We start from the raw sequence: 24,086 nt of genomic DNA, 5'->3' as shown, positions 1-24,086 counted from the left end.
CTCTGGTCAGGAAGCGGGGACTTGAACCCCGGACCTCTGGTTCCCGAAACCAGCGTTCTACCAACTGAACTACTTCCTGTCTGGAAAATTCTATCACGTGTCGTCTCCACTTTCAAGAACGGAATTCCCTTCTATGAAGGCACTGCCAACCACGCGATCCTCAATATAGAAGACGGCCAGCTGGCCGGGGGCCACTGCCCATACTTTTTCCGGGAAGTGCACTTTAAGACTGTTGTCCGCCAGAACGTTGACGCTGGCAGGAACGGCTCTCATCGAGCTTCTTATCATGCAAAGGCATTCAAATCCATCACCCGGATCAATGTACCAGTTTGGATCCTTCGCTGTCAGCGACTCCGATATCAGGCTCTCTCTACGCGCCAGAACGAGCCTATTTCTTTCCAGATCGAGCCTCTTGACGTAATAGCGTTCCCCCCCGGAGACTCCTAGGCCCTTTCGCTGACCGACGGTGTATCCCGACAGTCCGGTATGTCTTCCCAACAGATTTCCATTTTCATCCGTTATAGATCCCGGCTTACCATCGATTCCCCGCGACTTCAGAAAGCTTCTGTAGTCTCCGTCGGGAATGAAACAGATCTCCTGAGAGTCCTTCTTCGAATGGACGGGAAGATCAATCCCCGAAGCCTCTTGCCTGACATCCTCCTTCGTCATTTCACCCAGAGGAAAGAGAATGTCGTGCAGTTTGTGCTTCGCGATTCTCGAAAGAAAATACGACTGATCCTTCGCTCCGTCAAGTGCTCTCGCCAAAAAAAGTTTTTCGTCCAGGGAGACAAGTCTTGCGTAATGGCCTGTAGCTATCTTCTCTGCACCGAAAGAGAACATCTGCTCGAGCAGCAATCCGAATTTTATCGAATCGTTGCATACGACGCATGGATTTGGCGTCTCCCCGCTCATATAGGAAGTGGCGAAGTAATAGAGTATCCTTCTAAACTCCTCGCGCAAATCTACAATCTTCAGCTCAATGCCGAGATGGTCGGCAACGGCTTTTGCATCATCGACAGCCGCATTCGCGAGCGGGTTGCCCTCAAGAACTATCATGTGATAACCAATTACGTCGTTTCCCTGTCTAATCAATCGAGCTGCCGCGACGGCACTGTCGACACCGCCGCTCAATGCAATACCAATTTTCATCTCCATCACCATCACTATGTTAACAGTTGTTTTTGGCTCAAGTGTTTCTAAAGGGTATAATGTCAGTGGGCAATATCTCTTCGAGTCGGTGGATCGCATTGTAGTTTGGGTGCCGGTAGCGTTGAAAATGGTTTGCTCCGGCCGGTTTTTAAGAGAGGTTTTTTGGGTACGATAATCGAAGCTCTCACATCACTTTGCATCAATTCTTTGCAGAAGCTGAAAGAGAGGTTCTTGGTAATGAAAGCATCTTGATATACAATCACTTTATCTTCTATAAGGAGGGGTATTATGAAGAAAACTTTGCTAGTATTGCTCGCGCTGCTGATTTCCGTTGGCTTTGCATTTGGAGTCAAGTATGTGGTCGGCACAAGCGCAGATTTTCCACCGTTTGAATATGTAGAGAACGGAGAGTTCGTGGGGTTCGACATCGATCTAATCAAAGCGATCGCCGAGGAGATGGGCTTTGAGGTCGAAATAAGAGATATGAGCTTCGATTCTCTTATTGCGGCTCTCGTATCTGGAAATCTCGATCTCGTCGTCTCGGGAATGACGATTACTGCTGAAAGAGAAGAGGTTGTCTCTTTCTCGAAACCCTACTGGACAGCCGATCAAAGCGTAGTTGTGAGAGAAGACAGCGAAATGACCGTGACGGTTCTCTTCGGAAAGCATAACGTCGGTGTCCAGACTGGTACAACCGGCGATCTCTGGGTCGAGGAAAATCTTGTCGAGACAAAGATTCTCACGGGTGATTTCAAGAGATACGACACATACGTTCTTGCAATGACCGACCTGGTCAACAAGAACATCGATGCGATTGTTCTCGACGCACCAGTAGCAGAGAGCTTTGCAAAGGTCAGACCGGTAAAGATCGTTGGAGTAATCAAGACTTACGAAGACTACGGTATTGCAGTAAACAAGGCGAACAAGGATCTACTCAATCTCATAAACGAAGGCATTTCGAGACTTGAAGAGTCCGGAAAGCTCAATGAACTGAACCTCAAGCACTTCTGATTGAAGGGCGGAGGAAGTCATAGATAAACTCGGATTAATAGTTGATTCTTTGCCCGCTCTTTTGAAAGGAATGTGGGTAACACTTCAAATCACTTTTTTGACTCTGGGGTTGGGCCTTGTTCTGGCCCTCCCCATTTCTTTTGGCCAGGTCTACGGAAACAAGTGGATCAAGGCCTTCATTGCAGGCTATGAAAAGATCCTCAGAAGCATTCCGGAACTGGTAATTCTCTTTCTAATATTCTACGGGTTTCCGAGAATTGGAATCAGATTCTCCCCATTTGTCGCGGTAGTGATAGGACTGGGCTTTAGATCTTCCGCCTATCAGTCTCAGATCTTCCGGGGAGCAATAAACTCCGTCAGCTCGGCTCAAATGAGAGCTGCCAGATCACTGGGAATGACCAATCTTAAGGGATTCATAAATGTAGTCCTTCCCCAGGCAGTAAGGATCGCCCTGCCGCCATGGACAAACGAGTTCACGATAGTACTTAAAGATTCGTCACTGGCTTATGCGCTTGGAGTCACGGAGCTTCTTCGCCAGGGTGGATACATAATCGCTACGAAGTACGAACCGATGCTTATCTATCTCACGGTTGCCGTAATGTATTTCGTAGTGACGATCATTATCAACAAGACTCTGGGAAGCGTCGAGAAGCGGCTTGCTATACCTGGATTCGATGTAAAGGAGACGGTAAGATGAGCGAAAACAGAGTCGTATTGAGAGTCGAGAACCTTAAGAAATCTTTCGGAGACAAGGAGGTTCTCAAAGGCGTTTCTTTCGATATGAATGAAGGCGAGACCAAGGTGATAATCGGCCCCAGCGGCACCGGCAAGAGCACTTTGCTCTCCTGCATAAACATGCTCGTGACTCCAGATGAAGGCAAAATATGGCTGGAAGAGGAAGAAGTGACTTCTGCAAAGAACATAAACAGGATTCGCCAGGAGATAGGTTTTGTCTTCCAGGACTTCGGTCTCTTCAATCATCTTACAGCTCTCAGGAACGTCATGGTCGGTTTGACCAAGGTCAAGAAGGTGGAGAAGGAGAAAGCAAAAGAGCTGGCGATGAAGGAACTCAAGAGAGTCGGGCTGGAGCGAGAGGCGAAGATGTATCCCGCACAGCTCTCGGGCGGTCAGAAGCAAAGAGTGGGTATCGCGCGCGCTCTAGCAATGCAGCCAAAGATAATCCTTTTTGACGAGCCTACGTCGGCACTCGACCCGGAACTGATCGGGGAAGTTCTCTCTGTTATGAAGAATCTTGCCGAAAGCGGGATGACGATGCTCGTAGTAACTCATGAAATGGGATTCGCCAGAACCGTATCGGATGAGATCATCTTCATGGAGCACGGCCATATAGTCGAACAGAGCTCTCCCGAAGAGATGTTCAAGAATCCCAAGAATCCCAGAACGAAGGAATTTCTCTTCAAGCTCAACGAGCTCTACGGGGAGTGAATGAATTGGAGAGAATGTGGAAGATAGTTGTAGACAACTGGCCGAAACTACTTGAGGGACTCGGTGTTACTCTTGAGATGACAATGATCGCCGTGGTGATTGGATTTGTGATCGGCGTGGTTTTGGCGATCGCAAGAGTGTACGGAAACAAGTTTTTCTACGGAATTTCGACGGCAATCATAGAGGTGATTAGGGGCACGCCGCTCCTCGTTCAGCTCTTCATTCTATATTACGGCCTTCCGCCACTTGGAGTGAACCTGTCGCCCTTCACGGCGGCGATTATCGGCTTTGCTATCAACAGCGGCTGTTACCAGGCCGAATACCTCAGGGGCTCAATACAGTCGATTGCCGGCAACCAGATGAAGGCCGCCAGATCTCTTGGAATGACTAAGAGACAGGCGATACTGCAGGTGATAATGCCTCAGGCCTTCAGAAGAGTCATCCCGGCTTGGACTAATGAATTCATCTACCTGCTGAAGTACACTTCATTGGCCTATATAGTCGGTGCGCCTGAACTGATGGCACAGGCGAAGTTCATCGCTTCGAGAAACTTCCAGTTTTTCGAAGTGTATCTCGTTGTCGCGATCATATATCTCGTGGTGGTTCTCTTCTTCACAAAGCTTTTCAGCATACTGGAGAAAAAAGTGGAGATTCCCGGTCTTGAATGGGTTAGATAGGCACGTTCTGCCGTACATCGAGAGTCGTTGCAGACTTGCCAGCTTAAGGTTTATCCAATATAATCTTTACCGATAAAATGGACTCTCCCGGAGGTGGGTCAGTGCAAATAGACGGAGAACATTTGAGGCTCTCGGATATCTTCAGTGTCGCGTTCGAAAATGAGCCATGTAGTATTGAAGAAACCGCGGCCGGGCTTCTGGACGAGAGGCGAAGATCCCTTGAGATCATCAGCAAAGAGAAGACAATATACGGAGTGAACACTGGATTCGGAATTCTTGCCGATCATCGCATCTCTCCCGACGATGTCGACGCCCTTCAGAAGAACATAGTGCTCTCTCACGCGGCTGGTGTAGGGGAGCCCGTCCAACGAGAACTCGTAAGGGCGATAATGCTGGTTAGGGCGAATTCTCTCCTGAAGGGATATTCAGGAGTGAGAAAGTGCGTCGTTCAGAGGATTCTCGACCTTCTCAACAATGGAATCACCCCTATGGTCCCCGAGAAAGGCTCCGTCGGAGCCAGCGGAGACCTGGCTCCCCTTGCGCACATCGCTATGACGCTGATAGGTGAAGGAGAGTGCTTTTTCGACGGGAAAGTGGTTTCCTCCTCTCAGGCTTTGGAGAGGGCAAAACTCCAGCCTCTCGTACTGAAATCAAAAGAGGGGCTAAGCCTTCTCAACGGCACTGCCTTCATGGCGGGAATCGGCGCCTGTGCTACACACACCGCGACGCAGCTCTTCGAACAGGCAATTCTCGTTGCGGCGATGTCCGTCGATGCCCTCATGGGAAGCACTTCACCCTTCGATGCGAGAGTTCAGCAGGCAAGAAGGCATCCCGGGCAGAGTTACGTTGCCAGAAGACTTCGAGAGACGCTGGAAGGAAGTGAGATCAGGACTTCCCATCTGGACTGTGACCGCGTTCAGGACGCCTACACGCTAAGGACCATTCCTCAGGTGTACGGGGCGGTGAAAGACACTATCGATTATGTTGGGTCGGTACTTAATATAGAAGTAAATTCTGCAACGGACAACCCCCTGATATTCGAGAACGGAGACGCTATTTCCGGAGGCAACTTCCACGGAGAACCTGTCGCGCTGGCCGTGGATTTTCTCTCGATCGCCCTGACAGACATGGGCAACATGATCGAGAGGCGGATAGATAGACTTGTCAATCCGAAGCTCAACGACCTCCCCGCCTTCCTGACCAACGGAGAGGAAGGCCTCAATTCCGGCTACATGCTATGGCAGTACACTGCGGCTGCACTCGCTTCCGAAAACAAAACGCTCGCTCACCCCGCATCCGCAGACTCTATTCCCACTTCGGGCTTTCAGGAGGACCACGTGAGTATGGGAGCCTGGGGCGCAAGAAAGCTCTGGAAAATAGTAGACAACGTTGCGACTCTGATCTCCATAGAGGCGCTTCTGGCCTTCAGGGCGCTCTCTTTCAGACACCCGAAAAGGTCCAGTGCGGTAATTGAAGGTCTGTTCAAAGATATCGAGGAGATAGTTCCCGATCATAAGGAAGATCGTTATTTCGGAAAGGAGTTTTCCGACGTAAGAAGACTTCTCTTCAGGAAAGCGGGACTGTCGAACCTCTAGAACGTGTTCTTTACTGCAAAATGATCATCTGAACAGCCTTTAGGAGGAAGTGGGATTTGACAAGCGATTTTTTTGGTTCGAGTCGGGAGAAAAACAAAAAAGAGGACGTCGTTCGTCCTCTATTGAATATCTGGTGCCGGGGGCGGGACTTGAACCCGCACAGGCGGTATGCCCACATGAACCTGAATCATGCGTGTCTGCCAATTTCACCACCCCGGCATCGCACAAATAGTAGTTTATCATTCGCTGTGAGAGGTGTCAAGAGTCAATGGAGGAAAAGACTGTTCTGTCAATAATACGTTTGTTTGCACTGGTTGTGTTTGCATGTTTCTTTCCAACTATGCTTACTGCTTCGTACGATAATAGAGGCGTCGTTGCCCTCTTTCTGAACGACCCGGCATATGAAGCCAAGCTATCACCGATAGAGCGTTCTCTTGCGGAACAGGGTATCAGGTACAGGATCTTCAAGATATTCAACGATGAGCTTCCCGAAAATGAAAAAGAATACGCAGGCGTTATTATTGCCGGCGGCGATTCTATGCGGAACTATATTGACTGGAACGACAACGTTTACCAGGGCGGAGAGATAATCCTCAGAGGCGAGGTCCCGATACTGGGTATTTGCCTCGGACACCAGATAATCTCCAGGGTTTTCGGCTCGGTTCTCTACTACAGCGATGAACGCCGCTGGCACGAGATGACTCTTCTGAAAGACGATAAGATCCTTGAAGGCTTCGACAACGGCCTTCTCGTATGGGAGAACCATGCCTATGCAGTAGCCTACATTCCAGATCAATTTGAACTCTTCGCAAGAGGAAATGTCACTCCTATCCAGATGATGAAGCACAAAGAGAAGGAGATATACGGTGTTCAATTTCACCCGGAGACACAGGGCGGCTTTCTGCGGAATCCGCCAGGCTGGCAGCTTATAAAGAATTTCGCGAAAATTGCAGGAGTCAGTGTCGTGGATCCTCCTTTGCCCGAAGACGGGCGCAAGGTCTTCCCTTACTGATCCGACTCGACTGCAACAGAATTCGAATTCGCGCCTTTCGCCTTTACGAAGGAGACTCATGATAGGAGGAAAAATTGGAGACAATCGCGCTTGATCCCGAATCGCTTTCCAGAAGGACCGTAAGATATAGCTATTCCAGCGAGAGATACTACGATCTCGTTATCGAAAACGATTCAGACCGATGGACGGTTGATCTCCTATTGAAGGAATTCCCGGCCCCATTCGTGAAAGAGGAATCCTACAATCTCCTCGATCCTTTCAAAGAGCATCCGATAGCGTACGGAGCCTTCGACGGCTGCAAGGAACTGGGCCTAGTTCTCTTCGAAAGAGAGTGGAACAATTCGCTTCGCATCTGGGACATTCTGGTCTGGGAGGAGTGCCGACGAATGGGAGTCGGAAGGAAATTGATGGATGCAGCAAGAGACTACGCAATCACTTCTGGCATGAGACGCCTGGTACTCGAGACTCAAAGCTGCAACTATCCGGCCATCTCCTTCTACCTGAAATACGGTTTCGAATTGGCCGGTTTCGATACTGCCTGTTATTCAAACGAAGATATTGAAAGACGCGAGGTCCGCCTCGAGTTTCACTATCTTCTCTAGATCAAATGCAGGCATTCAGGAAGTCTCTCTTCTCAACATCCGCCAGTCTGCAAAAAGACATCTATACAGTAATTCACATACATCAAATGACCTTAATTCAATTTGCTCCAGAATCTCTAGCCGCTGACTATTGTTGAAACGAGGAATGCAGTGTAGATTATCAGGAGTAGAGCGCCTCTTGGCCTGTCCAGCTCCTTCTTTCTAAAGAGAAGCAAGGGCAGGACTATCGCGAGAAGCGATGCAAAGATGATTTCCCCGGCAAGCGATCTCTGTGCCGTGATAGGCGAGATGGTGGCCGAAATCCCTAGAACGAGGAGCAGATTGAAGATGTTAGACCCTACCACGTTCCCTATGGCAAGATCGCTGCGGTTTTTCCTTCCTGCCGAAATTGTGGTCACTAACTCCGGAAGAGAAGTTCCGATCGCCACAATAGTTGTACCAATCAGCATATCGCTCACTCCGAATATCCGTGCAATCGAAGAACCTCCGTCGACCACGAAATTTCCTCCGAGAATGACGGCTACGGTTCCTCCGATAGTGGCTACCCAGGCGAGCGCAGGACTCTTTTCGAGAATCTCGATATCTCGCTTTCCTTCTACCTCGACGATGTCCGAAATATTCCTGTCCCTCTTAGCCATTGTGAACACGTACATCATGAAGATCAAGAAAAAAGTAATCAGGACTATGCCGTCACTCCTGTTCAGACCGTTGCCGTTTCCCAGTATCAACGCTCCACTGGCGACGGTGATCAGAATAACGAAAGGTATTTCGTAACTCATGGTGGTCTTGTTAACTCCCAGCGGAGTGAGCAAGGCGGTCGCACCGAGAATCAAACCAATATTCGCGATGTTAGACCCCAGAACATTTCCCAGAGCGATGTCTGAACCTTTGATCGCCGCCTGGATACTCACTGCGAGTTCCGGCGCCGACGTGCCCAGAGCAACTATCGTGAGGCCAATGAGCAGTTCGGAGATTCCCAGATTCTTGGCTATTGCGACAGATCCCTCGATCAGATAATCGGCACCCTTTATGAGCAAAGCAAATCCAGCGGCCAGCATCAGCAACGAAACAAACAAGCGTTTCACCTCCACGAAAAGCAGCGGCCATTGCCGCTGCAACAACAAAGATTATATTCAACTGAAGTTAAAGCCGTGTTTTTACTTTATGACGCCAAGTTCCTTCCCGATCAGTTCGAACTTGGAGACCGCAAAGTCCAGATCCTTCCTCGAGTGGGAAGCGCTTATCATGACTCTTATTCTGGCCTTTCCCTTGGGAACGGTTGGGAAGCCGATCGAACTTGCAAATATGGACTCTTCAAAGAGTCTTTTTGAGAATGTTGAGGAAAGCTTCGCGTCATAAAGCATAACAGGAGTTATCGGAGTCTCAGTATGTCCCGTATCGAAACCGAGCGCCTTGAGCTGATCCTTGAAATAGCCCGCGTTGCTCCACAGCGTCTTGACCAGTTCGTCAGATGAAGAAAGCTTCCTTACGGCCGCGATGGCGGCTGCGGTTTCGGCCGGAGACAGTGATGAACTGAAGAGGAATGGACGCGCCTTCTGCTTCAGATAATCGATCAGTGTCTTCTTGCCGGCGACAAAACCTCCCACTATTCCAAAGGCCTTCGAAAGAGTTCCGACCTCGATATCTACGCTTCCATGCAATCCGAAGTGGTCGACTATGCCCCTTCCATGGCTTCCGAGAACACCTTCGCCGTGAGCGTCGTCCACCATCAGAATCGCTCCGTATTTGTTCGTCTTTTCGACAATCTCGGGAAGCGGAGCAAGATCTCCATCCATCGAAAAAACGCCGTCCGTTATTACCAGCTTTCTCCTGGCCCCGTCGGACTCGGCCTTTCTCAGCTGAGTCTCCAGGTCGTTCACATCCTTATGCTTCCAGACATATCTCATGGCTTTCGTCAGCCTGACTCCGTCAATTATGCTTGCGTGGTTCAGTTCATCGGAGAGAATAGCGTCCTCTTCAGTAACGATCGGCGCAATTACCGACTGGTTTGCATTGAAGCCCGACTGAACGACTAGAGTTGATTCAACTTTTTTGAATCTGGCAAGTTCAGTCTCAAGCTCATTGTGTAATTCAAGTGTCCCGGCAATAGACCTAACTGCACCCGGTCCAACTCCCCACTTTCTTATGCCGTCGATCGCCGCCTCCTTGAGCTCTTCGTCGAAACACAGTCCAAGGTAATTGTTTGAGCACATGTTAAGAACTTTCTTCCCCTCGATGTTCAGCCAGGCGCCCTGAGGCGATTCAAGCGTCCTTATCTTGACGAGCAGACCCTTCTCCTCAAGCTCCTCCATTTCCCGTTTAAGAACATCAAAATCAAACATCCAAACACCTCCGACAAGTCAATTCAGAATTCAAGGATTACCTTTCCGGAAATACCTCTCATCATGACATCAAAACCCTCTTCGAATCTATCTGCGGGAAGAATGTGAGTGACGACAGGCGAAAGGTCGATTCTGCTGTTCTTAAGCAGCTGAGTCGCGACCTGCCAGGTCTCGAACATCTTTCTCCCCGTGATACCGTACATAGTCAGACCCTTGAAAGTGAACAGCCCGTTTATATCAAATGATAACTCACCGGGAAAGACTCCGAGAAGAGAAACGACGGCCCCGTTAGTAAGGCTCTGAAGACCCTGAATGAAGGCCGTAGAGTTTCCCGACATCTCGAGAAGCACGTCGGCTCCGTTGTCTTCGGTTAGGGCTCTCACTCTGGAAGGAAGATCCTCTTCTGACGGATCGATCACTATATCGGCTCCCATCTTTCTCGCCAGATCCTTTCTGAACTCCTTGATCTCAGAGACGATTACTTGCGCCGCCCCTGCAACCTTCGCCACCGCTACCGCCATCACTCCGATAGGTCCGGCCCCGGTAATCAGGACATTCTTTCCGGTGAGATCAGTCACTAGCGCTGTATGAACGGCATTGCCGAAGGGCTCCATTATCGAAGCATATTCCGGAAGGATCGAAGGATCTACCTTCCATAAGACAACCTCGGGGACCCTCACATATTCTGCGAAGACTCCGTCCCTGTGAACACCGAGAATCTGCATGTTCTTGCATATGTGCATCTTACCGGTTCTACACTGAAGACACTTCTGGCACGGTATATGTGTTTCGGATACAACTGAATCTCCCACTTTAACGGTGGAAACATCTCCACCGATGCTTACAACCTCTCCAGTGAATTCGTGGCCATCAATCTGAGGGGGACGAATCCTCTCCTGTGACCACGCATCCCAGTTATAGATGTGAACATCTGTGCCACATATCGACGCTCTCTTCACTTTCACCAGTACATCATGAGGACCGAGCTCCCTTGGAACAGGAACTCTTTTTAGAGTCAATCCCGGCGCGGGTCTTTCCTTAACTATTGCAATCATAGTTTCTGATTCCAATCAAATTCCCTCCTTTCATTTATGATTCCACATTGTAATTGTAAGTTGATCGTATTGTTTCATAAAATAGACAGCCACCTATTTATGGACAAATGTTGTTGATGGCAGCTCTTGAATTGATTGATACTTCTTATAGCGTACCGAACGGCTAGGTTCTACAAGAAACACTTTCCATTGAAATGATCTGACGAGTCACGAACGATTTTGAAAACAGATGAGTTTTCAAACAAACTCCTGTTGAAACCCCTTGACATCACATGTCAACAATCTGCAAAAAAGTTACTAAACACACTCTCTCAACTCTCCATCTTACTCGATCAATAGCAAAAACGTTAGTGATCTTTGACCGCCCGTCTTTGGTCTCCAGATAGATAGAAAGCGATTATCAGCTTTCTTTGCTCAAATCTCCTCATGAAGGCGTTTTTTGAGAAGAGGTTGTTGTTGATTCACATGGTATTATCATTTTGAGTAATTCGGTGTTTTGTTGTCTTTCAATCTTAATGAGTACCACAAGACTTTTCGCGTTCCTGAGCGGTTATTGGGTCTCAGTTGTTCATGAAGTCCAGTGCTGCAGTTATGATTTTCACCCGTTTGATGTTCTCATTCTGCACAGTTGTCTCGGTGCTTTCGGTAAAGTCAAAGCTGTGCTCCGAGTATTTTTGCTTTTTCTGAGGTCACTTCGGTTGTGAATGATCACAATTGTGGAGGTGAGGGAAGTGAAAAGGATTCTGGTTCTAGCTTCTGTTCTGTTAATGGGATTTATACTGTTTGCTGTTGAACCGATCGTTATTGGAGTCTTTGAACCAATGACCGGACCCTACGCGGCCGGTGGTCAGCTTACCATGGAAGGTATTAATCTCGCAGCTGAACAAGTGACAGAGGTTCTTGGCCGACCGATTGAGTTGGTTCTCGTCGACAACAAGAGCGAAAAGGTGGAAGCTTCAAACGCCGTCTCCAGATTGATCCAGTTCAACAAAGCATCTGTAATAATCGGCAGCTATGGAAGTGCTGTAGCCATACCTGGCAGCGAAGTTGCAAATGCTGCAGGAGTACCGATGATCGGATGCTCGCCTACCAACCCGCTGGTCACATTGGGAAAACCCTATGCTTTTAGAGTTTGCTTCATCGACCCATTCCAGGGAAGCGTGATGGCTAAATTTGCTGTTAATGAGCTCGGAGCAAAGACAGCCGTGATTATTCAAGATATCGCTTCAGACTATTCTGTAGGTCTTTCACATTACTTCCAAAATTCATTCAAAGCACTTACCGGGGATAACAAGTCGATAAGCGGTGTCATTTCTTATCAGACGGGGGACCAAGACTTCACCGCTCAGCTTGCATATGCTCAGGGAAAGAATCCCGATGTAATATTCATCCCTGCTGCTTCGTATGGAGAGGCAGCACTAATCATTAAGCAAGCACGCGAACTTGGAATTGAATCTCAGTTCCTTGGCGGAGATACCTGGGAAGTTCCTGAGTTTTTGCAGGTCGGTGGTGCCGCCGTTGAAGGCAGCTACTTCAGCACTCACTTCGATGTGTCGGTAGCCCCAACTCCGAAAGCAGCGGAATTCATAGAGGCATTCAAGGCAAAGTATGGCGTCGAACCGAGCGCATTTTCGGCATTGGGGTACGATGCGTTTATGCTGGCTGTAGACGCGATTAAAAGGGCTGGCTCAGCCGTTCCTGAGGACATTAAGAACGCTTTGAGTGAAACCGTAGCTTTCGAAGGGGTTACAGGATACATAACAATTGACGAAAACGGAGATGCCATTAAGGATGCGATTGTCAGAAAAGTGGAGAACGGAGTTTTCAAGTTTGTAAGTGTTGTGAAACCTGCCGAATAAATAAGACAAAGGGCATCTATCCGCAGAATCTTAGGTGCCGGACGCAGGCCAACGCCTGCGTCCTTATTAAGAACGATAGCTAAGATGAAGGTGGTGGCAGGATGAGCTCTAGCGTTTTTTTGCAGCACCTTGTTAACGGAATTTCGTTGGGTTTCATATTCGGGCTGATTGCAATAGGCTATACTCTCGTCTACGGAGTAGTCAAACTTGTGAACTTTGCTCATGGCGATGTCTTTATGATGGCTACTTTCTTTGTCTACTACGGATTCACTCTCTTTATGATGCCATGGTGGCTAGCAGTTTTGTTCGGAATCGTAGTAACTATATTACTTGGAGTTGGTATCGAGCGTGTTGCATATAGACCTCTGAGAGACGCGCCAAGAATTTCTTCGCTCTGTGCAGCAATTGGCATGTCCTTCCTTCTCCAGAACATAGCGACGGTTGTTTTCGGTGGAAGGCAGAAATCATTTTATGTACCCCCATCGCTGACCAGGACATTTGTCGTAGGAGGGGTCAGAATTCAGGCGATAACAATAACCACTATTGTGGTTTCAATAGTCGTACTCCTTTTGCTCACCTTTCTGGTTAAGCGCACGAAAATGGGATTGGCGATGCGCGCCCTTTCTGTCGACTTCGATACGGCAAAACTGATGGGAATAAACGTTAACAGGACTATTGCATTCACATTTGCTATAGGCTCAGCACTCGCAGCGCTAAGTGCAATTCTCTGGGCGCTCAGATATCCACAAATATGGCCTTTTATGGGAGTTTTTCCTGGCTGGAGAGCCTTTACTGCGGCTATAATCGGAGGAATTGGAAGTATTGTGGGAGCTCTGGTCGGTGGATTCATGCTTGGTATGGTTACGATCATGCTGGTCGCTTTTTTCCCTGAGGCCGCGGGTTATAGAGACGCATTAATCTTCGTTCTTCTAGTCGTGATTCTTCTAGTAAAGCCAACAGGTCTATTCGGCGAGAAGACAAGTAGGTGAGTGTAATGGATCGCAAACTGAAGTTGGTCATAACCATTATTGGACTTCTTGTTTTCATCTTGTTGCTCTGGCTAGCCGAGAATTATATTGACGCATTTATCAAGAGAATTCTGAATGTTGCTGCCATCTACGTTATACTTGGAGTCAGTCTCAATCTGATAAACGGTTTCACTGGTCAGTTTTCTTTAGGTCACGCTGGTTTTATGGCGCTTGGTGCATACGCATCGGCTTTGCTGTACATGTCTCCTTCTCTCAAAGCGATGAATTTTTTTATTCAACCCATAATATGGCCACTAAGCGAAATAGAGATTCCCTTCTTCTTCGCGTTACTCATAGGGGGTACTGTTGCTGCAATTGCGGGGTTTGCTGTCGGAGCCCCTTGTCTTCGGGTAGGGGGAGACTATCTCGCTATAGTAACTTACGGATTCGCGGAGATAATTCGCGTGATACTCAACAACCTTCAAAGTATCACCAATGGGCCTCTTGGATTGAAAGGACTTCCCACATATACAAACCTCTACTGGAGCTGGGGCTGGGCATTGTTCACCGTCTTCTTCATAAAGAAACTAGTAGACAGCAGCTATGGACGTGCGTTGAAGTCAATAAGAGAGGACGAAGTTGCGGCTGAAGCTATGGGAGTCAATCTTTTCAAACACAAAACCCTGGCATTTGTAATAGGAGCCTTCTTCGCCGGCATTGGTGGTGGCCTGCTTGGTAGTCTACTCATGACAATCGATCCGAATTCATTCAACATCGCTTTAACCTTTCAAATTGTCATGATTGTCCTTCTTGGAGGGCTGGGAAGCATAACTGGAAGTGTCGTTATGGGCATTTCGGTTGCCTTCTTGATGGAACTGCTCAGGTTCGTGGAATCGCCTATGACGATCTTTGGTTTCACTATACCCGGTATCCCCGGCATGAGGATGCTAATCTTTGCGCTTATCCTCGTTATTACAGTGATCTTCTTCAGGAGAGGCCTTTTTGGTCACAAAGAGTTCTCATGGACATGGATTTTCAGATCTAAGGGGAGGAATGCAAATGAGTCTGCTTAAACTTGAGCAAGTAACTAAGAGATTCGGCGGACTTACTGCAGTTTCGGATTTCAATCTTGATCTTCAAGAAGGAGAGCTGGTAGGACTCATAGGGCCTAATGGAGCAGGAAAAACAACTGTGTTCAATCTTATTACGAATACGTATTATCTAAGCGAAGGAAAAATCCTTTTTGAAGGCAAAGACATAACGGGTTTGAAGACAGACAGAATCGCCGCAGCGGGTATCGTAAGAACATTTCAAAACATCCGGCTTTTCGGAGAGCTAACAGTCTTGGAAAATGTTCTTACGGCTTGCCACTTGCGACTGAGATCCTCGGTTTTCTCTGCGGTCTTCGGATTCCCGGAATATAAGAGAGAAGAACTGGCGATGCACGAAAAGGCTAGATCCTTGCTCAAGACACTTGGTCTGGAGAAGTATGAGAGAGATCAGGCTGGATCGCTTCCTTACGGGCTGCAGAGAAAACTCGAGATTGCAAGGGCTCTGGCAACTCAACCAAAAGTGTTGTTGCTGGACGAGCCTGCTGCAGGGATGAACCCAGAAGAGACACTTGCTCTGGGGGCATTGATCCTTAAAATTAGGAAGGAGTTCCAACTGACGATACTGCTGATTGAACACGACATGAGTTTGGTTATGACGATATGCGAGCGCATCATTGTTCTAGATCACGGTGTTACAATTGCAGAGGGTCTTCCAGAGGAGATTCAGAACAATCCTGATGTAATAACCGCCTACCTTGGAACGGGTGATTTGTATGCTTAAGGTGGAAAAATTGAATGTCTTTTATGGTGGTATACATGCTCTGAAGGGAATCTCCTTCAGCGTTGAAGAAGGAAAGATAGTTGCACTTATTGGAGCAAATGGAGCCGGAAAATCGACAACTCTTAGAAGCGTATGTGGTCTTAAAAAAGTGAAGGATGGAGAGATACTTTTCAAATCGAGGAACATCACAAACAAGTCAACAAATGATATCGTGAAGGCTGGGATGACTCTGGTTCCTGAGGGTAGAAGAATCTTTCCTAACCTTACAGTAACTGAAAATCTTATGCTAGGGGCATTCCTGAGAAGAGACTCAGAAGAAATCGAGAAGGATCTTGACTGGGTTAATACCCTGTTTCCAAGATTGAGAGAGAGAAAAGACCAAAAGGGCGGAACTCTCTCAGGTGGAGAGCAGCAGATGCTTGCAATAGGCAGAGCACTAATGTCTAGACCTGATCTTCTTATGCTGGACGAACCATCATTAGGACTTGCTCCAGTAATTGTGGGTGAAGTGTTCAGGGTTATTCGAAAGGTTCATGAGGAGGGTAAGACGATTCTATTGATAGAGCAGAATGCTCTCGCTGCGCTGAAACTGGCCGACTATGCTTATGTACTTGAAACAGGGCGAATAGTTCTTCAGGGAAAAGGAGAAGACTTGCTTAGCGACGACCTGGTGAAAAAATCGTATCTTGGAGGATAGTTTTTAGATATGAACCATATGCTGCTTTCACAGCCTGATCTATAGGATGATCCAAGAAATCACCGCGTGCTAACAATGGTGAAATTTCATATCCATAAGTATTCTTGGAACACCCGTCATTCAAATAACTTTTCTCTAGAAAATCATCATAAAGTATAAAACGACATGGTAACCCCCAAGCAGCCCTTTATATCGATGTGCTTCCTCGATGACTTTTCACAACCAAGGTTCCCGCTGACTGCGATACATAGCGGTCGCCTGAATTTGGCCTTTTCAAGCAAGTGGCTATGCATGAGATGGTAAGTAAGTGCCCTTGGTTACTTCTTCTGAAGATAAGCCTGAAATATCTAGGACATGTAGCTCTATCCATCTCTTTGACTAAGTTGCGGGGAGAGCAAAAGAGTATAGAGGGCTCAGAAATGTAGTTCGTATTCGCGCTTCTTCAGCAAGGGTTCGTTATACCGAAGTCTTGTAATCTGGAATGAGATCTTCGAATAGCTTCTTTACTTCGCAAAAAGAGTTACACTTCATGTATTCGGTTCTAAGACTCGCGGCATGCCTGATGTTTCTCGTGTAACCCGCAAAAGATTTCCGGAGATCTCTAACTGCCTGGTCTTCACCCACCGCCTCGGAAAGTCTTCTGAAGTGTCTAAGAAAGAGAGCAAGTCTTTCGTGAGGAGCAAGCTCCTCATATGAACCAAACTTGATGAGGTCTTTCGCCTGTTTGAAGATCCAGGGGCTACCAATCGCCCCTCTGGCAACTAGTACACCATCGATGAAATAGTTTTCCAAAGCGTAAGCAATTGCCTCAGGATTAAACATATCACCCGATCCAAAAGATAGTATGCCTTCTGAATGAAGCAGTTTCGTTATTCTTTCAATTTCATCCCAGTTAGCTTTTCCAGAGTACCCCTGTAAAACTGTTCTGCCATGAACAAAAACCGCATCAGGTTTAGCTTCAATAATCTGATAGATTATCTTTTCAGTATCAGTAGCGTCATTTCCTAATCTTATCTTCACAGAAACCGGCACATCTATGCTGTTCTTTAGAGCGGTGATCATTTCCGCAATTTTCTCGGGCGTTCTTAATAGGGCGCTTCCGGCGCCTTTTCGTGTAACCTTCTTTACCGGGCACCCTGCGTTTATATCTATCCAGGTTGCGACTTCCGAAAGCCTCATCGCTGCCTTAGCCATTCTAGAAGCGCTCGAGCCGAATAGTTGAATTCGCGTTGGAGTTACCGGAACGATCTCCTCTGTTCTTCCCGACGCCCTAAGCACACCTTCTACACTAATCATCTCGCTGAAGACAAAATCCGCTCCCCATTCAGCTGAAAGCTCTCTCATAACGGCATCAGTGTAACCGGCCATGGGAGAAAGCCCAATCTGTTTATCCATAGAAGTCCTCTACCTCGTCAAGTATTGAATCGGGAACCATTCCCCTAACAGACTTACCTTCTGAAAGTCTTCTCCTGATTTCAGTGGATGATATTTCAAAACGCGGAGCATCTAACCAAACTATTTCTGCTTTCAAAGCAGTTTCTACCTCTATCGAATTTCTGGGGTAAACAGCGATCGTTGCTTCGCGAAGTAGTGATTCGTATTCATACCAGCTGTCAAGCGAAGCAAGGCTATCCTCGCCAATAACTAGAAAGGGTTTGCAGTTGTGAACTCTAGAGAAATGCCTAACTGTGAAAAGAGAATACGAGACCCCGCCTCGATCTCTTTCGTAGTCCGAAACGTGGGCGCATTCAACACCTTCAAACGCTATTTCAAGCCACTTCATTCTCTTTTCGTAAGGGGCAATCGTTGAAGATACCTTATGAGGAGGTATGTAAGCAGGAGTTACATACAGCCTTTCAAGCTCCAGCTGTTCTATGGCTAGTATTGCAACAATGATGTGTCCATTGTGCACTGGATCGAAAGAACCCCCAAAGATCCCAATCCTATTCCCTGAACACATACTCTCTATCATCTATTACGACAGTATCTCCTTCCATGATTCCTGCGTCTCTAAGTTTTGAAGACAATCCTCCTTTTTCCAATTTATCCATGATAAAACGATCCCTATACTTGAACGCCCTGATCTTTCTCACGTAGAAATCGACTGCCGGCCCCAGAACCACATACCTTCCAGAAGAGTCCTTCTCCACTCTGAAATCCTCGGGGTAGGGTGCCGTGAGGACGACTGGCTCGACCTGCGGTAGAGGGGTATCTTCATCCCCTTTCATTGACGATAGGTATGAACTGTCTCCTTCAATCGTTCTCCATATCACTTCTTTCAAAGCCTGAGTACCCTCATGAGTAGCGGCAGAAACAGGAATTATTTCTTTGCCGGTGCTTTCTTTGAATAGTTGAAGCCTCTTCTGCCTCTCTGCTTGTGTAATGAGATCGCATTTGTTTGCAACTACAATCTCAGGCTTATCAGCAAGCTCCCTCTTATAGAATTCGAGCTCGTAACGGATATCTATGTAATCCTGAATGAAGTCTCTTTCTTCACTCTCTGAGATATCCAGAAGATGAACGATTGTTTTGCACCTTTCGATGTGCCTAAGGAATGTATGCCCAAGTCCAATGCCCTCGTGAGCTCCTTTAATTAACCCGGGAACATCCGCCACAATATATCCCTGCGAGTCGCTCACCATTACAACACCAAGATTAGGGGAAAGCGTAGTGAAATGATAATTGGCAATTTTAGGTCTTGCATTGGAAATCGTGGAGATGAGAGTCGACTTGCCCACGTTTGGAAATCCAACAAGCGCGACATCGGCAAGAATTTTAAGTTCCAAATTGACGAAGAGCTCCTCTCCGGGCTCGCCATTTTCAGCAGCTTTAGGGGCCTGATTTGTCGAAGAGACAAATCTTGCATTTCCCCTACCGCCTTTTCCTCCTCTAGCTATCACGATCGTCTGCCCAGGGTTGCAAAGATCTGCTATGATCTCTCCAGAATCAGCATTATACGCAATAGTCCCTACCGGTACTCTAATAACCAGATCTTTCCCCTTCTTCCCGGCCATATTTGAACCCTGACCACTCTCACCACTCTGTGCGAGGAATCTCTTCTTGTGCTTGAAGCCGTAAAGTGTGTTTATTGAATTGCTTGCTCTCAAGAAGACATGGCCACCTCTTCCTCCGTCTCCACCGTCGGGACCACCATAGGGAATGTATTTCTCTCTCCTAAAGGAGACAGATCCGTTACCGCCATCTCCCGCTTTAACATAAATCCGCCCCGTATCAACGAGGCTTTCCTGATCGTTAGCTAGCATTGGGACACCTCCGCCGTATCTCCATTATGTTATAATAACATTGATATTGGAAGGGGGAAAGTAGAAGTGGATCGTGTTGTGAACGTCGGTTTCGAGTCTTTTGTGGTAAAGGATAGGATTCTTGCTGTGCTCCCTGTAGAAAGCTCGGCCGTTCGAAGGCTCAAACAGCTAGGTATGGAAACTGGAAAGATAGTTAACCTAACCTTTGGTAAGAGAACAAAGGCCATACTGATAACAAACAGTGGTCATGTCATCTTCTCCTTTCTTCCACCAAAGAGAATTATAGAAAAACTCTTCAGAAATTAGGAGGCATTATGGGCATAAACATGGCGCCTTTCGTCCCTTACGTAGTTGAAGACAGGGGCAGGGGAGAGAGGATTTTTGATATCTACACAAAACTGCTTTCTGAAAGAATAGTCTTTCTTGGCTGGCCGATTGATGATGAAGTATCCAATATTGTAGTTGCTCAGCTGCTCTTCCTGGAATCCCAGGACCCTGAGAAGGATATCAATCTCTACATAAACAGCCCCGGTGGTTCTATTACTTCTGGGCTGGCAATTTATGATACGATGCAGTATATTAAACCTGATATTTCGACAATCTGTATCGGGATGGCTGCCTCTATGGGTGCGATCCTTCTGGCCGGTGGAACGAAAGGGAAGAGGTTTGCACTGCCAAATTCAAGGGTGATGATTCATCAGCCCTTTGGCGGTGCCGAAGGTGTAGCAAAAGACATCGAGATAAGAGCAAGGGAGATTCTTTATCTCCGAGACGAACTCAATAAGATTCTTGCCAAGCATACGGGGCAGTCAATCAAGAAAATCGAAAAAGATGCCGACAGAGATTTCTTCATGAGTTCGACAGAAGCAGTAGAATACGGAATGATAGATAAGGTAATTGAGCAGAAGGCAAAAGTAAAGACGAAAGAATAAGAGAGAAAACAACCGGCCGGCGCTGAGCGCCGGCTTTTGATGTGTCCGGAGTGAACGAAGTGGCGGAAATGACACCGATGATGAAGCAATATCTGGAAGTCAAGAACAACTACAAAGACTGTCTCGTTCTTTTCAGACTTGGAGACTTCTACGAGACGTTCCTAGACGATGCAAAACTTGTTTCAAACGAACTGCAGATTGTTCTTACTTCGAGAAATGGCGTGCCCATGGCGGGAGTGCCTTACCATTCAATCAATGGCTATTTGAAAAAGCTCGTAGATGCTGGCCATAAAGTTGCCATCTGTGAACAAACAGAGGATCCAGCCCTTGCAAAAGGACTCGTTAAGAGAGAAGTGACGAGAGTAGTTACGCCGGGAACGATAGTCGAAGATGAACTGCTCCCCGAAGCCGAAAACAACTACATAATCGCTATTGGCAAGTCTGGAGAGTTTTTCATAATCGTATTGGCCGACGTATCGACAGGTGAAGTCATAATTTCCGAAGCAGAGGACCTAATTTCGCTCAAGGACTTTATTGTGGCGAGCCAACCTTCTCAGGTTCTCTTAAGAGAAAGCTTGAAAGATCTGAAGAAGGAAATCGCCGGCGTTACATCATCAATGGTTGAACTTATTGAGGATTGGCATTTTGCGTTATCTTCAGGCATTAACTATGTCAAGGAGTTTTATTCGATTGCCTCTATCGACCATCTCGAACTTGATGATAAGCAAGTTGAGGTTCTAGGCGCTTTGTTTAAGTACCTTGAAACGATAAATTTCTCTCCCCTGAAGCATCTTTCACTCCCAAGAATTCTCAGAAAAACGGATTCGATGCAGCTAGATGTTTCTACAGTTGAAAATCTTAATCTCTTTCGTCTCGAGAGAAAGGGTTCTCTTTTGGAAATACTTGATGAGACGATCACAGGGATGGGAAAAAGACGGCTGAGGCAGTGGCTGCTTTCGCCCTTGACTGACAGGCATAAAATCGATGAAAGGCTAGACGTAGTTCAAGCCCTTTATTCCGATCGTCACCTTCTCGATGAGTTGAGAGAATACTTTCACAGTGTTTATGACATCGAAAGGATAACGAGTCGCCTCTCGACGGAAAGGATAACACCGAGAGACCTTCAATCTCTCAGAACCTCTCTTGCTGTTCTCCCATACATAAAAGAGCTGATTTCTAACGAAACGGCATTTGAAGGATTCTGCGAAAGATTCGAACTTTTTCCCGATGAGTTGGAATTGCTGCGGCGCAGTATTGTTGATGAACCCTCTTCCTCCATAGGAGACGGAAATGTTATCCGAAAGGGGTTTGACGCTCAGCTGGACTCTCTCCGTGATCTTCTCGATAACTCCGTTGAAAAGATCAGGGCAATTGAAACTAGCGAAAAGAAATCTACAGGAATCCCTTCGTTGAAGGTGAAATTCAACAAGGTTTTCGGATACTTTCTCGAAGTTCCAAAAAGCCAGTCCGGAAAGGTCCCTGAAAGCTACACAAGAAAGCAAACGTTGGTTAATTCAGAGAGATACATAACTCCGGAGCTCAAGGAATTCGAAGACAAGATCCTCAGTGCAAACGAGAAAATACAATCTCTTGAGAAAGCACTTTTTCTTTGTGTCTGCTCGCAGCTTATGAATTCGTTGCAAAGGCTCAAAGATGCAGCTATAGTTCTGTCTGAGATCGATGCACTGCAATCACTATCCCTTGTTGCCAGAAAATACAATTACTGCCGGCCGCGCTTTTCCGTTGACGGAAGTGCAAGGATTTCGAATTCTAGACATCCCATAGTTGAGAGGTTTGTGCCTGATTTCACTCCGAATGATATATCAATGGATAGCTCCGAGAACTTCTTCATCGTAACTGGGCCAAATATGAGCGGTAAGTCCACTTTCATTAGACAAGTAGCCTTGCTTTCAATAATGGCTCAAATGGGTTCATTCATACCGGCAAAAGATGCGATGCTACCGATTTACGACAGGGTCTTCACCAGAATTGGCGCCAGAGACGAACTTGCCAGCGGCAAATCAACTTTTCTTGTTGAAATGATGGAGACAGCAACAATTCTATCTAAGGCCACTGAAGATAGCCTAGTAATCCTGGATGAAGTTGGTAGAGGCACAAGCACGTTTGATGGGATTTCAATCGCATGGGCAGTTTCAGAATTCATATATGAAGCGATTGGTTGCCACACGATATTTGCAACTCATTTCACAGAACTGACTGAACTCTCTAGCATGTATCCTGGTATAAAGAACAAGACAGCTCGCATAGTTGAGACGGAAAAGGGAATTATCTTTCTCCATAAGGTGATCAACGGTGTAGCGAATAGTTCTCATGGAATAGAAGTGGCGAAGCTGGCCGGTGTTCCCGAGACCGTCCTTTCGAGAGCTAAAGAGATTCTAAGGGTAATTTCCAAACAATCGGCATTGGACAAAGCAGTGCGAGTGCTAAGCGCCGAAGACCTCAGGGAAATCAGACAATCGAAGAAAGGGAAAATGAACAGGAACCAAATCAGTTTGTTTTAGGGTACACAAAGAATTTGGCAATCCGGAGGTTGATCATGTCGAGAATTGAGCAATTTCGTGAAAAGCTTAAGGAGAGAAATCTTGATGGTTTTGTGCTGTACAACATGGAGTCTAGCAACCGTTCCAGTTCATGGTATCTATCTGGCTTTTCGGGCTCCTTTTCAGTTCTGATCATAACACCTAAGAGTGAGTACATAGTGACCGACTCCAGGTATTTCACTCAAGTTGAAATGGAATCAAAGTTCAAGCTTATTCCTTACAAAAACGGAGACGAGCTTAAGGATATAATTAAGGCCGCTTTACTCGACGATGGAGCCAATCACGTCGGATTCGAGGAAGAGACTATTAGTTTTGGCCTATACAAAAGGGTTTTCTCTCACCTTGGAGTGGAGTTGGAACCCGCAGACTCTATTCTCAAAGATATGAGAATGGTTAAAACTGCCGATGAAGTAGAGAAGATAAAAGCCGCTGTCAAAGTCGCAGAAGATGCACTAACTGAAACTCTCAACTTCATTCGTCCGGGAAGGACGGAAGAAGAGATTTGTGCCACCCTCGAATATGAAATCAGAAAACGCGGAGGTTATCTGGCCTTTGAAACTATTGTAGGTAGCGGTCCGAGAAGCGCCATAGTGCATGGGCGACCTTCCAAGAGAAAACTTCAAACGGGAGAGTTTCTCTTGATTGACTACGGTGCAAGGGTAGACGGTTACAACTCAGACATAACAAGAACCTACAGTATAGGCAATGCGACGGATGAAATGATAAAGGTTTACGAGACAGTCCTTAAGGCTCAAACAGAAGCCAAAAGAGCCGCTAAGGCAGGCGTAATTGGCAGTTACCTGCATGAGTTAGCGGCAAGTATAATTGAAGAGGCTGGTTACGGAGATTACTTTGGACACGGTCTTGGGCACAGCCTGGGAATGGACACTCACGATGGTCAAGGTCTGTCTCCAAAGAACTCTGCTCCTATTCCTGCCGGAGCAGTCATAACAGTTGAGCCGGGTATCTATCTTCCCGGAAAATTTGGGGTTAGAATAGAAGACGATTGTTATTTTCGTGAAAATGGAATTGATGTTTTGACTAATCTAGATAGAGAGTTGAAGATTCTTTAGCGATCCGGAGG

At 46.9% G+C, this 24,086-nt stretch carries 23 protein-coding genes and 2 tRNA genes; 16 read left to right on the top strand and 9 right to left on the bottom strand.

Going from position 1 to position 24,086, the window contains the following annotated elements:
- Window positions 1–3: 3 nt before the first annotated feature.
- Together Y696_RS04740 and mnmA are read right to left on the bottom strand one after the other, a co-directional pair.
- Window positions 4–79: transfer RNA gene (locus Y696_RS04740), tRNA-Pro, on the bottom strand.
- Window positions 80–93: 14 nt separating this feature from the next.
- Window positions 94–1,164 (bottom strand): tRNA 2-thiouridine(34) synthase MnmA, encoded by a 1,071-nt coding sequence (gene mnmA, locus Y696_RS04735; RefSeq protein ID WP_259459849.1) that lies wholly within the window; start codon window positions 1,162–1,164, stop codon window positions 94–96.
- Window positions 1,165–1,437: 273 nt separating this feature from the next.
- Here mnmA and Y696_RS04730 point away from each other — a divergent pair, with 273 nt between their 5' ends.
- From Y696_RS04730 to hutH, 5 genes are all read left to right on the top strand, one after another.
- Window positions 1,438–2,160 (top strand): basic amino acid ABC transporter substrate-binding protein, encoded by a 723-nt coding sequence (locus Y696_RS04730; protein ID WP_121509823.1) that lies wholly within the window; start codon window positions 1,438–1,440, stop codon window positions 2,158–2,160.
- Window positions 2,161–2,209: 49 nt separating this feature from the next.
- Complete coding sequence (locus Y696_RS04725) at window positions 2,210–2,857, top strand: amino acid ABC transporter permease (RefSeq protein WP_121509822.1); 648 nt, start codon at window positions 2,210–2,212, stop codon at window positions 2,855–2,857.
- Entirely contained in the window at window positions 2,854–3,606 is a 753-nt protein-coding gene (locus Y696_RS04720) for an amino acid ABC transporter ATP-binding protein (protein ID WP_121509821.1), read from the top strand. Before Y696_RS04725 ends, Y696_RS04720 begins: the two co-directional genes overlap by 4 nt.
- A 14-nt stretch (window positions 3,607–3,620) precedes the next feature.
- Window positions 3,621–4,283, top strand: a complete 663-nt coding sequence (locus Y696_RS04715) for an amino acid ABC transporter permease (RefSeq protein WP_121509940.1) — start codon at window positions 3,621–3,623, stop codon at window positions 4,281–4,283.
- A 77-nt stretch (window positions 4,284–4,360) separates the two neighbouring features.
- Entirely contained in the window at window positions 4,361–5,878 is a 1,518-nt protein-coding gene (hutH, locus tag Y696_RS04710) for a histidine ammonia-lyase (protein ID WP_409071678.1), read from the top strand.
- Between the two features lie 131 nt (window positions 5,879–6,009).
- Here the strand turns inward: hutH and Y696_RS04705 are convergent.
- A tRNA-Leu gene (locus tag Y696_RS04705) sits at window positions 6,010–6,097 on the bottom strand.
- Window positions 6,098–6,146: 49 nt separating this feature from the next.
- Here Y696_RS04705 and Y696_RS04700 point away from each other — a divergent pair.
- On the top strand, window positions 6,147–6,890 hold the full coding sequence (locus Y696_RS04700; protein WP_121509819.1) for a type 1 glutamine amidotransferase: 744 nt from the start codon (window positions 6,147–6,149) through the stop codon (window positions 6,888–6,890).
- A 74-nt stretch (window positions 6,891–6,964) separates the two neighbouring features.
- Window positions 6,965–7,492 (top strand): N-acetyltransferase, encoded by a 528-nt coding sequence (locus tag Y696_RS04695; protein WP_259459848.1) that lies wholly within the window; start codon window positions 6,965–6,967, stop codon window positions 7,490–7,492.
- A gap of 116 nt (window positions 7,493–7,608) precedes the next feature.
- Here Y696_RS04695 and Y696_RS04690 read toward each other — a convergent pair whose 3' ends face one another.
- From Y696_RS04690 to tdh, 3 genes are all read right to left on the bottom strand, one after another.
- Window positions 7,609–8,577 carry a calcium/sodium antiporter gene (locus Y696_RS04690; protein ID WP_259459847.1) on the bottom strand — a complete coding sequence of 323 codons (969 nt, stop codon included), beginning with the start codon at window positions 8,575–8,577 and terminating at the stop codon, window positions 7,609–7,611.
- 72 nt (window positions 8,578–8,649) lie between these two features.
- A complete protein-coding gene (locus tag Y696_RS04685) occupies window positions 8,650–9,834 on the bottom strand; it encodes a glycine C-acetyltransferase (protein ID WP_121509817.1) in 1,185 nt (394 codons plus the stop codon).
- A gap of 23 nt (window positions 9,835–9,857) precedes the next feature.
- Window positions 9,858–10,889 carry an L-threonine 3-dehydrogenase gene (gene tdh / locus Y696_RS04680; protein WP_183084183.1) on the bottom strand — a complete coding sequence of 344 codons (1,032 nt, stop codon included), beginning with the start codon at window positions 10,887–10,889 and terminating at the stop codon, window positions 9,858–9,860.
- 731 nt (window positions 10,890–11,620) lie between these two features.
- Between tdh and Y696_RS04675 the strand changes: the two genes are divergently transcribed.
- The 5 genes from Y696_RS04675 (at window position 11,621) to Y696_RS04655 (ending at window position 16,246) form a co-directional block, all read left to right on the top strand.
- Window positions 11,621–12,748 (top strand): ABC transporter substrate-binding protein, encoded by a 1,128-nt coding sequence (locus Y696_RS04675; RefSeq protein ID WP_006492606.1) that lies wholly within the window; start codon window positions 11,621–11,623, stop codon window positions 12,746–12,748.
- Window positions 12,749–12,849: 101 nt separating this feature from the next.
- Window positions 12,850–13,737: a branched-chain amino acid ABC transporter permease gene (locus Y696_RS04670; protein ID WP_006492605.1), complete on the top strand. Its 888-nt coding sequence runs from the start codon at window positions 12,850–12,852 to the stop codon at window positions 13,735–13,737.
- 5 nt (window positions 13,738–13,742) lie between these two features.
- Window positions 13,743–14,789, top strand: a complete 1,047-nt coding sequence (locus Y696_RS04665; RefSeq protein WP_039882889.1) for a branched-chain amino acid ABC transporter permease — start codon at window positions 13,743–13,745, stop codon at window positions 14,787–14,789.
- Entirely contained in the window at window positions 14,776–15,549 is a 774-nt protein-coding gene (locus tag Y696_RS04660) for an ABC transporter ATP-binding protein (protein ID WP_039882888.1), read from the top strand. The genes Y696_RS04665 and Y696_RS04660 overlap by 14 nt, the downstream gene beginning before the upstream one ends.
- Window positions 15,542–16,246 carry an ABC transporter ATP-binding protein gene (locus Y696_RS04655; RefSeq protein ID WP_121509815.1) on the top strand — a complete coding sequence of 235 codons (705 nt, stop codon included), beginning with the start codon at window positions 15,542–15,544 and terminating at the stop codon, window positions 16,244–16,246. Before Y696_RS04660 ends, Y696_RS04655 begins: the two co-directional genes overlap by 8 nt.
- A 456-nt stretch (window positions 16,247–16,702) precedes the next feature.
- On the opposite strand, the gene Y696_RS04650 is transcribed toward Y696_RS04655, so the two are convergent.
- Genes Y696_RS04650 through obgE form a run of 3 tightly spaced genes read right to left on the bottom strand, consistent with a single transcriptional unit; the run spans window position 16,703 to window position 19,509 of the window.
- Window positions 16,703–17,641: a tRNA-dihydrouridine synthase gene (locus Y696_RS04650; protein ID WP_006492601.1), complete on the bottom strand. Its 939-nt coding sequence runs from the start codon at window positions 17,639–17,641 to the stop codon at window positions 16,703–16,705.
- Complete coding sequence (gene nadD / locus Y696_RS04645) at window positions 17,634–18,206, bottom strand: nicotinate (nicotinamide) nucleotide adenylyltransferase (protein ID WP_173362783.1); 573 nt, start codon at window positions 18,204–18,206, stop codon at window positions 17,634–17,636. Before nadD ends, Y696_RS04650 begins: the two co-directional genes overlap by 8 nt.
- Window positions 18,190–19,509, bottom strand: a complete 1,320-nt coding sequence (gene obgE, locus Y696_RS04640; protein ID WP_006492599.1) for a GTPase ObgE — start codon at window positions 19,507–19,509, stop codon at window positions 18,190–18,192. Before obgE ends, nadD begins: the two co-directional genes overlap by 17 nt.
- A gap of 66 nt (window positions 19,510–19,575) precedes the next feature.
- Between obgE and Y696_RS04635 the strand changes: the two genes are divergently transcribed.
- From Y696_RS04635 to Y696_RS04620, 4 genes are all read left to right on the top strand, one after another.
- Window positions 19,576–19,815 carry a DUF370 domain-containing protein gene (locus tag Y696_RS04635; RefSeq protein ID WP_006492598.1) on the top strand — a complete coding sequence of 80 codons (240 nt, stop codon included), beginning with the start codon at window positions 19,576–19,578 and terminating at the stop codon, window positions 19,813–19,815.
- Window positions 19,816–19,823: 8 nt separating this feature from the next.
- Complete coding sequence (clpP, locus tag Y696_RS04630; RefSeq protein ID WP_006492597.1) at window positions 19,824–20,441, top strand: ATP-dependent Clp endopeptidase proteolytic subunit ClpP; 618 nt, start codon at window positions 19,824–19,826, stop codon at window positions 20,439–20,441.
- A gap of 68 nt (window positions 20,442–20,509) precedes the next feature.
- The gene (gene mutS, locus Y696_RS04625; RefSeq protein ID WP_183084182.1) at window positions 20,510–22,963 is read left to right on the top strand and encodes a DNA mismatch repair protein MutS; all 2,454 of its coding nucleotides are present in this window, start codon (window positions 20,510–20,512) and stop codon (window positions 22,961–22,963) included.
- Between the two features lie 35 nt (window positions 22,964–22,998).
- A complete protein-coding gene (locus Y696_RS04620) occupies window positions 22,999–24,075 on the top strand; it encodes a Xaa-Pro peptidase family protein (protein WP_006492592.1) in 1,077 nt (358 codons plus the stop codon).
- The last annotated feature ends 11 nt before the right edge of the window (window positions 24,076–24,086 follow it).

It is taken from the genome of Mesotoga sp. H07pep.5.4, assembly GCF_003664935.1.
Lineage (GTDB): Bacteria > Thermotogota > Thermotogae > Petrotogales > Kosmotogaceae > Mesotoga > Mesotoga prima.
The sequence above is the reverse complement of the archived record's forward strand: the minus strand, read 5'-3'. Positions and strand labels throughout refer to the sequence as shown.

Coding starts and splice junctions, on each gene's coding strand:
- Y696_RS04730 (WP_121509823.1), top strand. CDS start 1,438: ATGAAGAAAACTTTGCTAGTATTGCTCGCGCTGCTGATTTCCGTTGGC.
- Y696_RS04720 (WP_121509821.1), top strand. CDS start 2,854: ATGAGCGAAAACAGAGTCGTATTGAGAGTCGAGAACCTTAAGAAATCT.
- Y696_RS04715 (WP_121509940.1), top strand. CDS start 3,621: ATGTGGAAGATAGTTGTAGACAACTGGCCGAAACTACTTGAGGGACTC.
- hutH (WP_409071678.1), top strand. CDS start 4,361: ATGGACTCTCCCGGAGGTGGGTCAGTGCAAATAGACGGAGAACATTTG.
- Y696_RS04700 (WP_121509819.1), top strand. CDS start 6,147: ATGGAGGAAAAGACTGTTCTGTCAATAATACGTTTGTTTGCACTGGTT.
- Y696_RS04685 (WP_121509817.1), bottom strand. CDS start 9,834: ATGTTTGATTTTGATGTTCTTAAACGGGAAATGGAGGAGCTTGAGGAG.
- tdh (WP_183084183.1), bottom strand. CDS start 10,889: ATGATTGCAATAGTTAAGGAAAGACCCGCGCCGGGATTGACTCTAAAA.
- Y696_RS04670 (WP_006492605.1), top strand. CDS start 12,850: ATGAGCTCTAGCGTTTTTTTGCAGCACCTTGTTAACGGAATTTCGTTG.
- Y696_RS04665 (WP_039882889.1), top strand. CDS start 13,743: ATGGATCGCAAACTGAAGTTGGTCATAACCATTATTGGACTTCTTGTT.
- Y696_RS04660 (WP_039882888.1), top strand. CDS start 14,776: ATGAGTCTGCTTAAACTTGAGCAAGTAACTAAGAGATTCGGCGGACTT.
- Y696_RS04655 (WP_121509815.1), top strand. CDS start 15,542: ATGCTTAAGGTGGAAAAATTGAATGTCTTTTATGGTGGTATACATGCT.
- Y696_RS04650 (WP_006492601.1), bottom strand. CDS start 17,641: ATGGATAAACAGATTGGGCTTTCTCCCATGGCCGGTTACACTGATGCC.
- nadD (WP_173362783.1), bottom strand. CDS start 18,206: ATGTGTTCAGGGAATAGGATTGGGATCTTTGGGGGTTCTTTCGATCCA.
- obgE (WP_006492599.1), bottom strand. CDS start 19,509: ATGCTAGCTAACGATCAGGAAAGCCTCGTTGATACGGGGCGGATTTAT.
- clpP (WP_006492597.1), top strand. CDS start 19,824: ATGGGCATAAACATGGCGCCTTTCGTCCCTTACGTAGTTGAAGACAGG.
- mutS (WP_183084182.1), top strand. CDS start 20,510: ATGACACCGATGATGAAGCAATATCTGGAAGTCAAGAACAACTACAAA.
- Y696_RS04620 (WP_006492592.1), top strand. CDS start 22,999: ATGTCGAGAATTGAGCAATTTCGTGAAAAGCTTAAGGAGAGAAATCTT.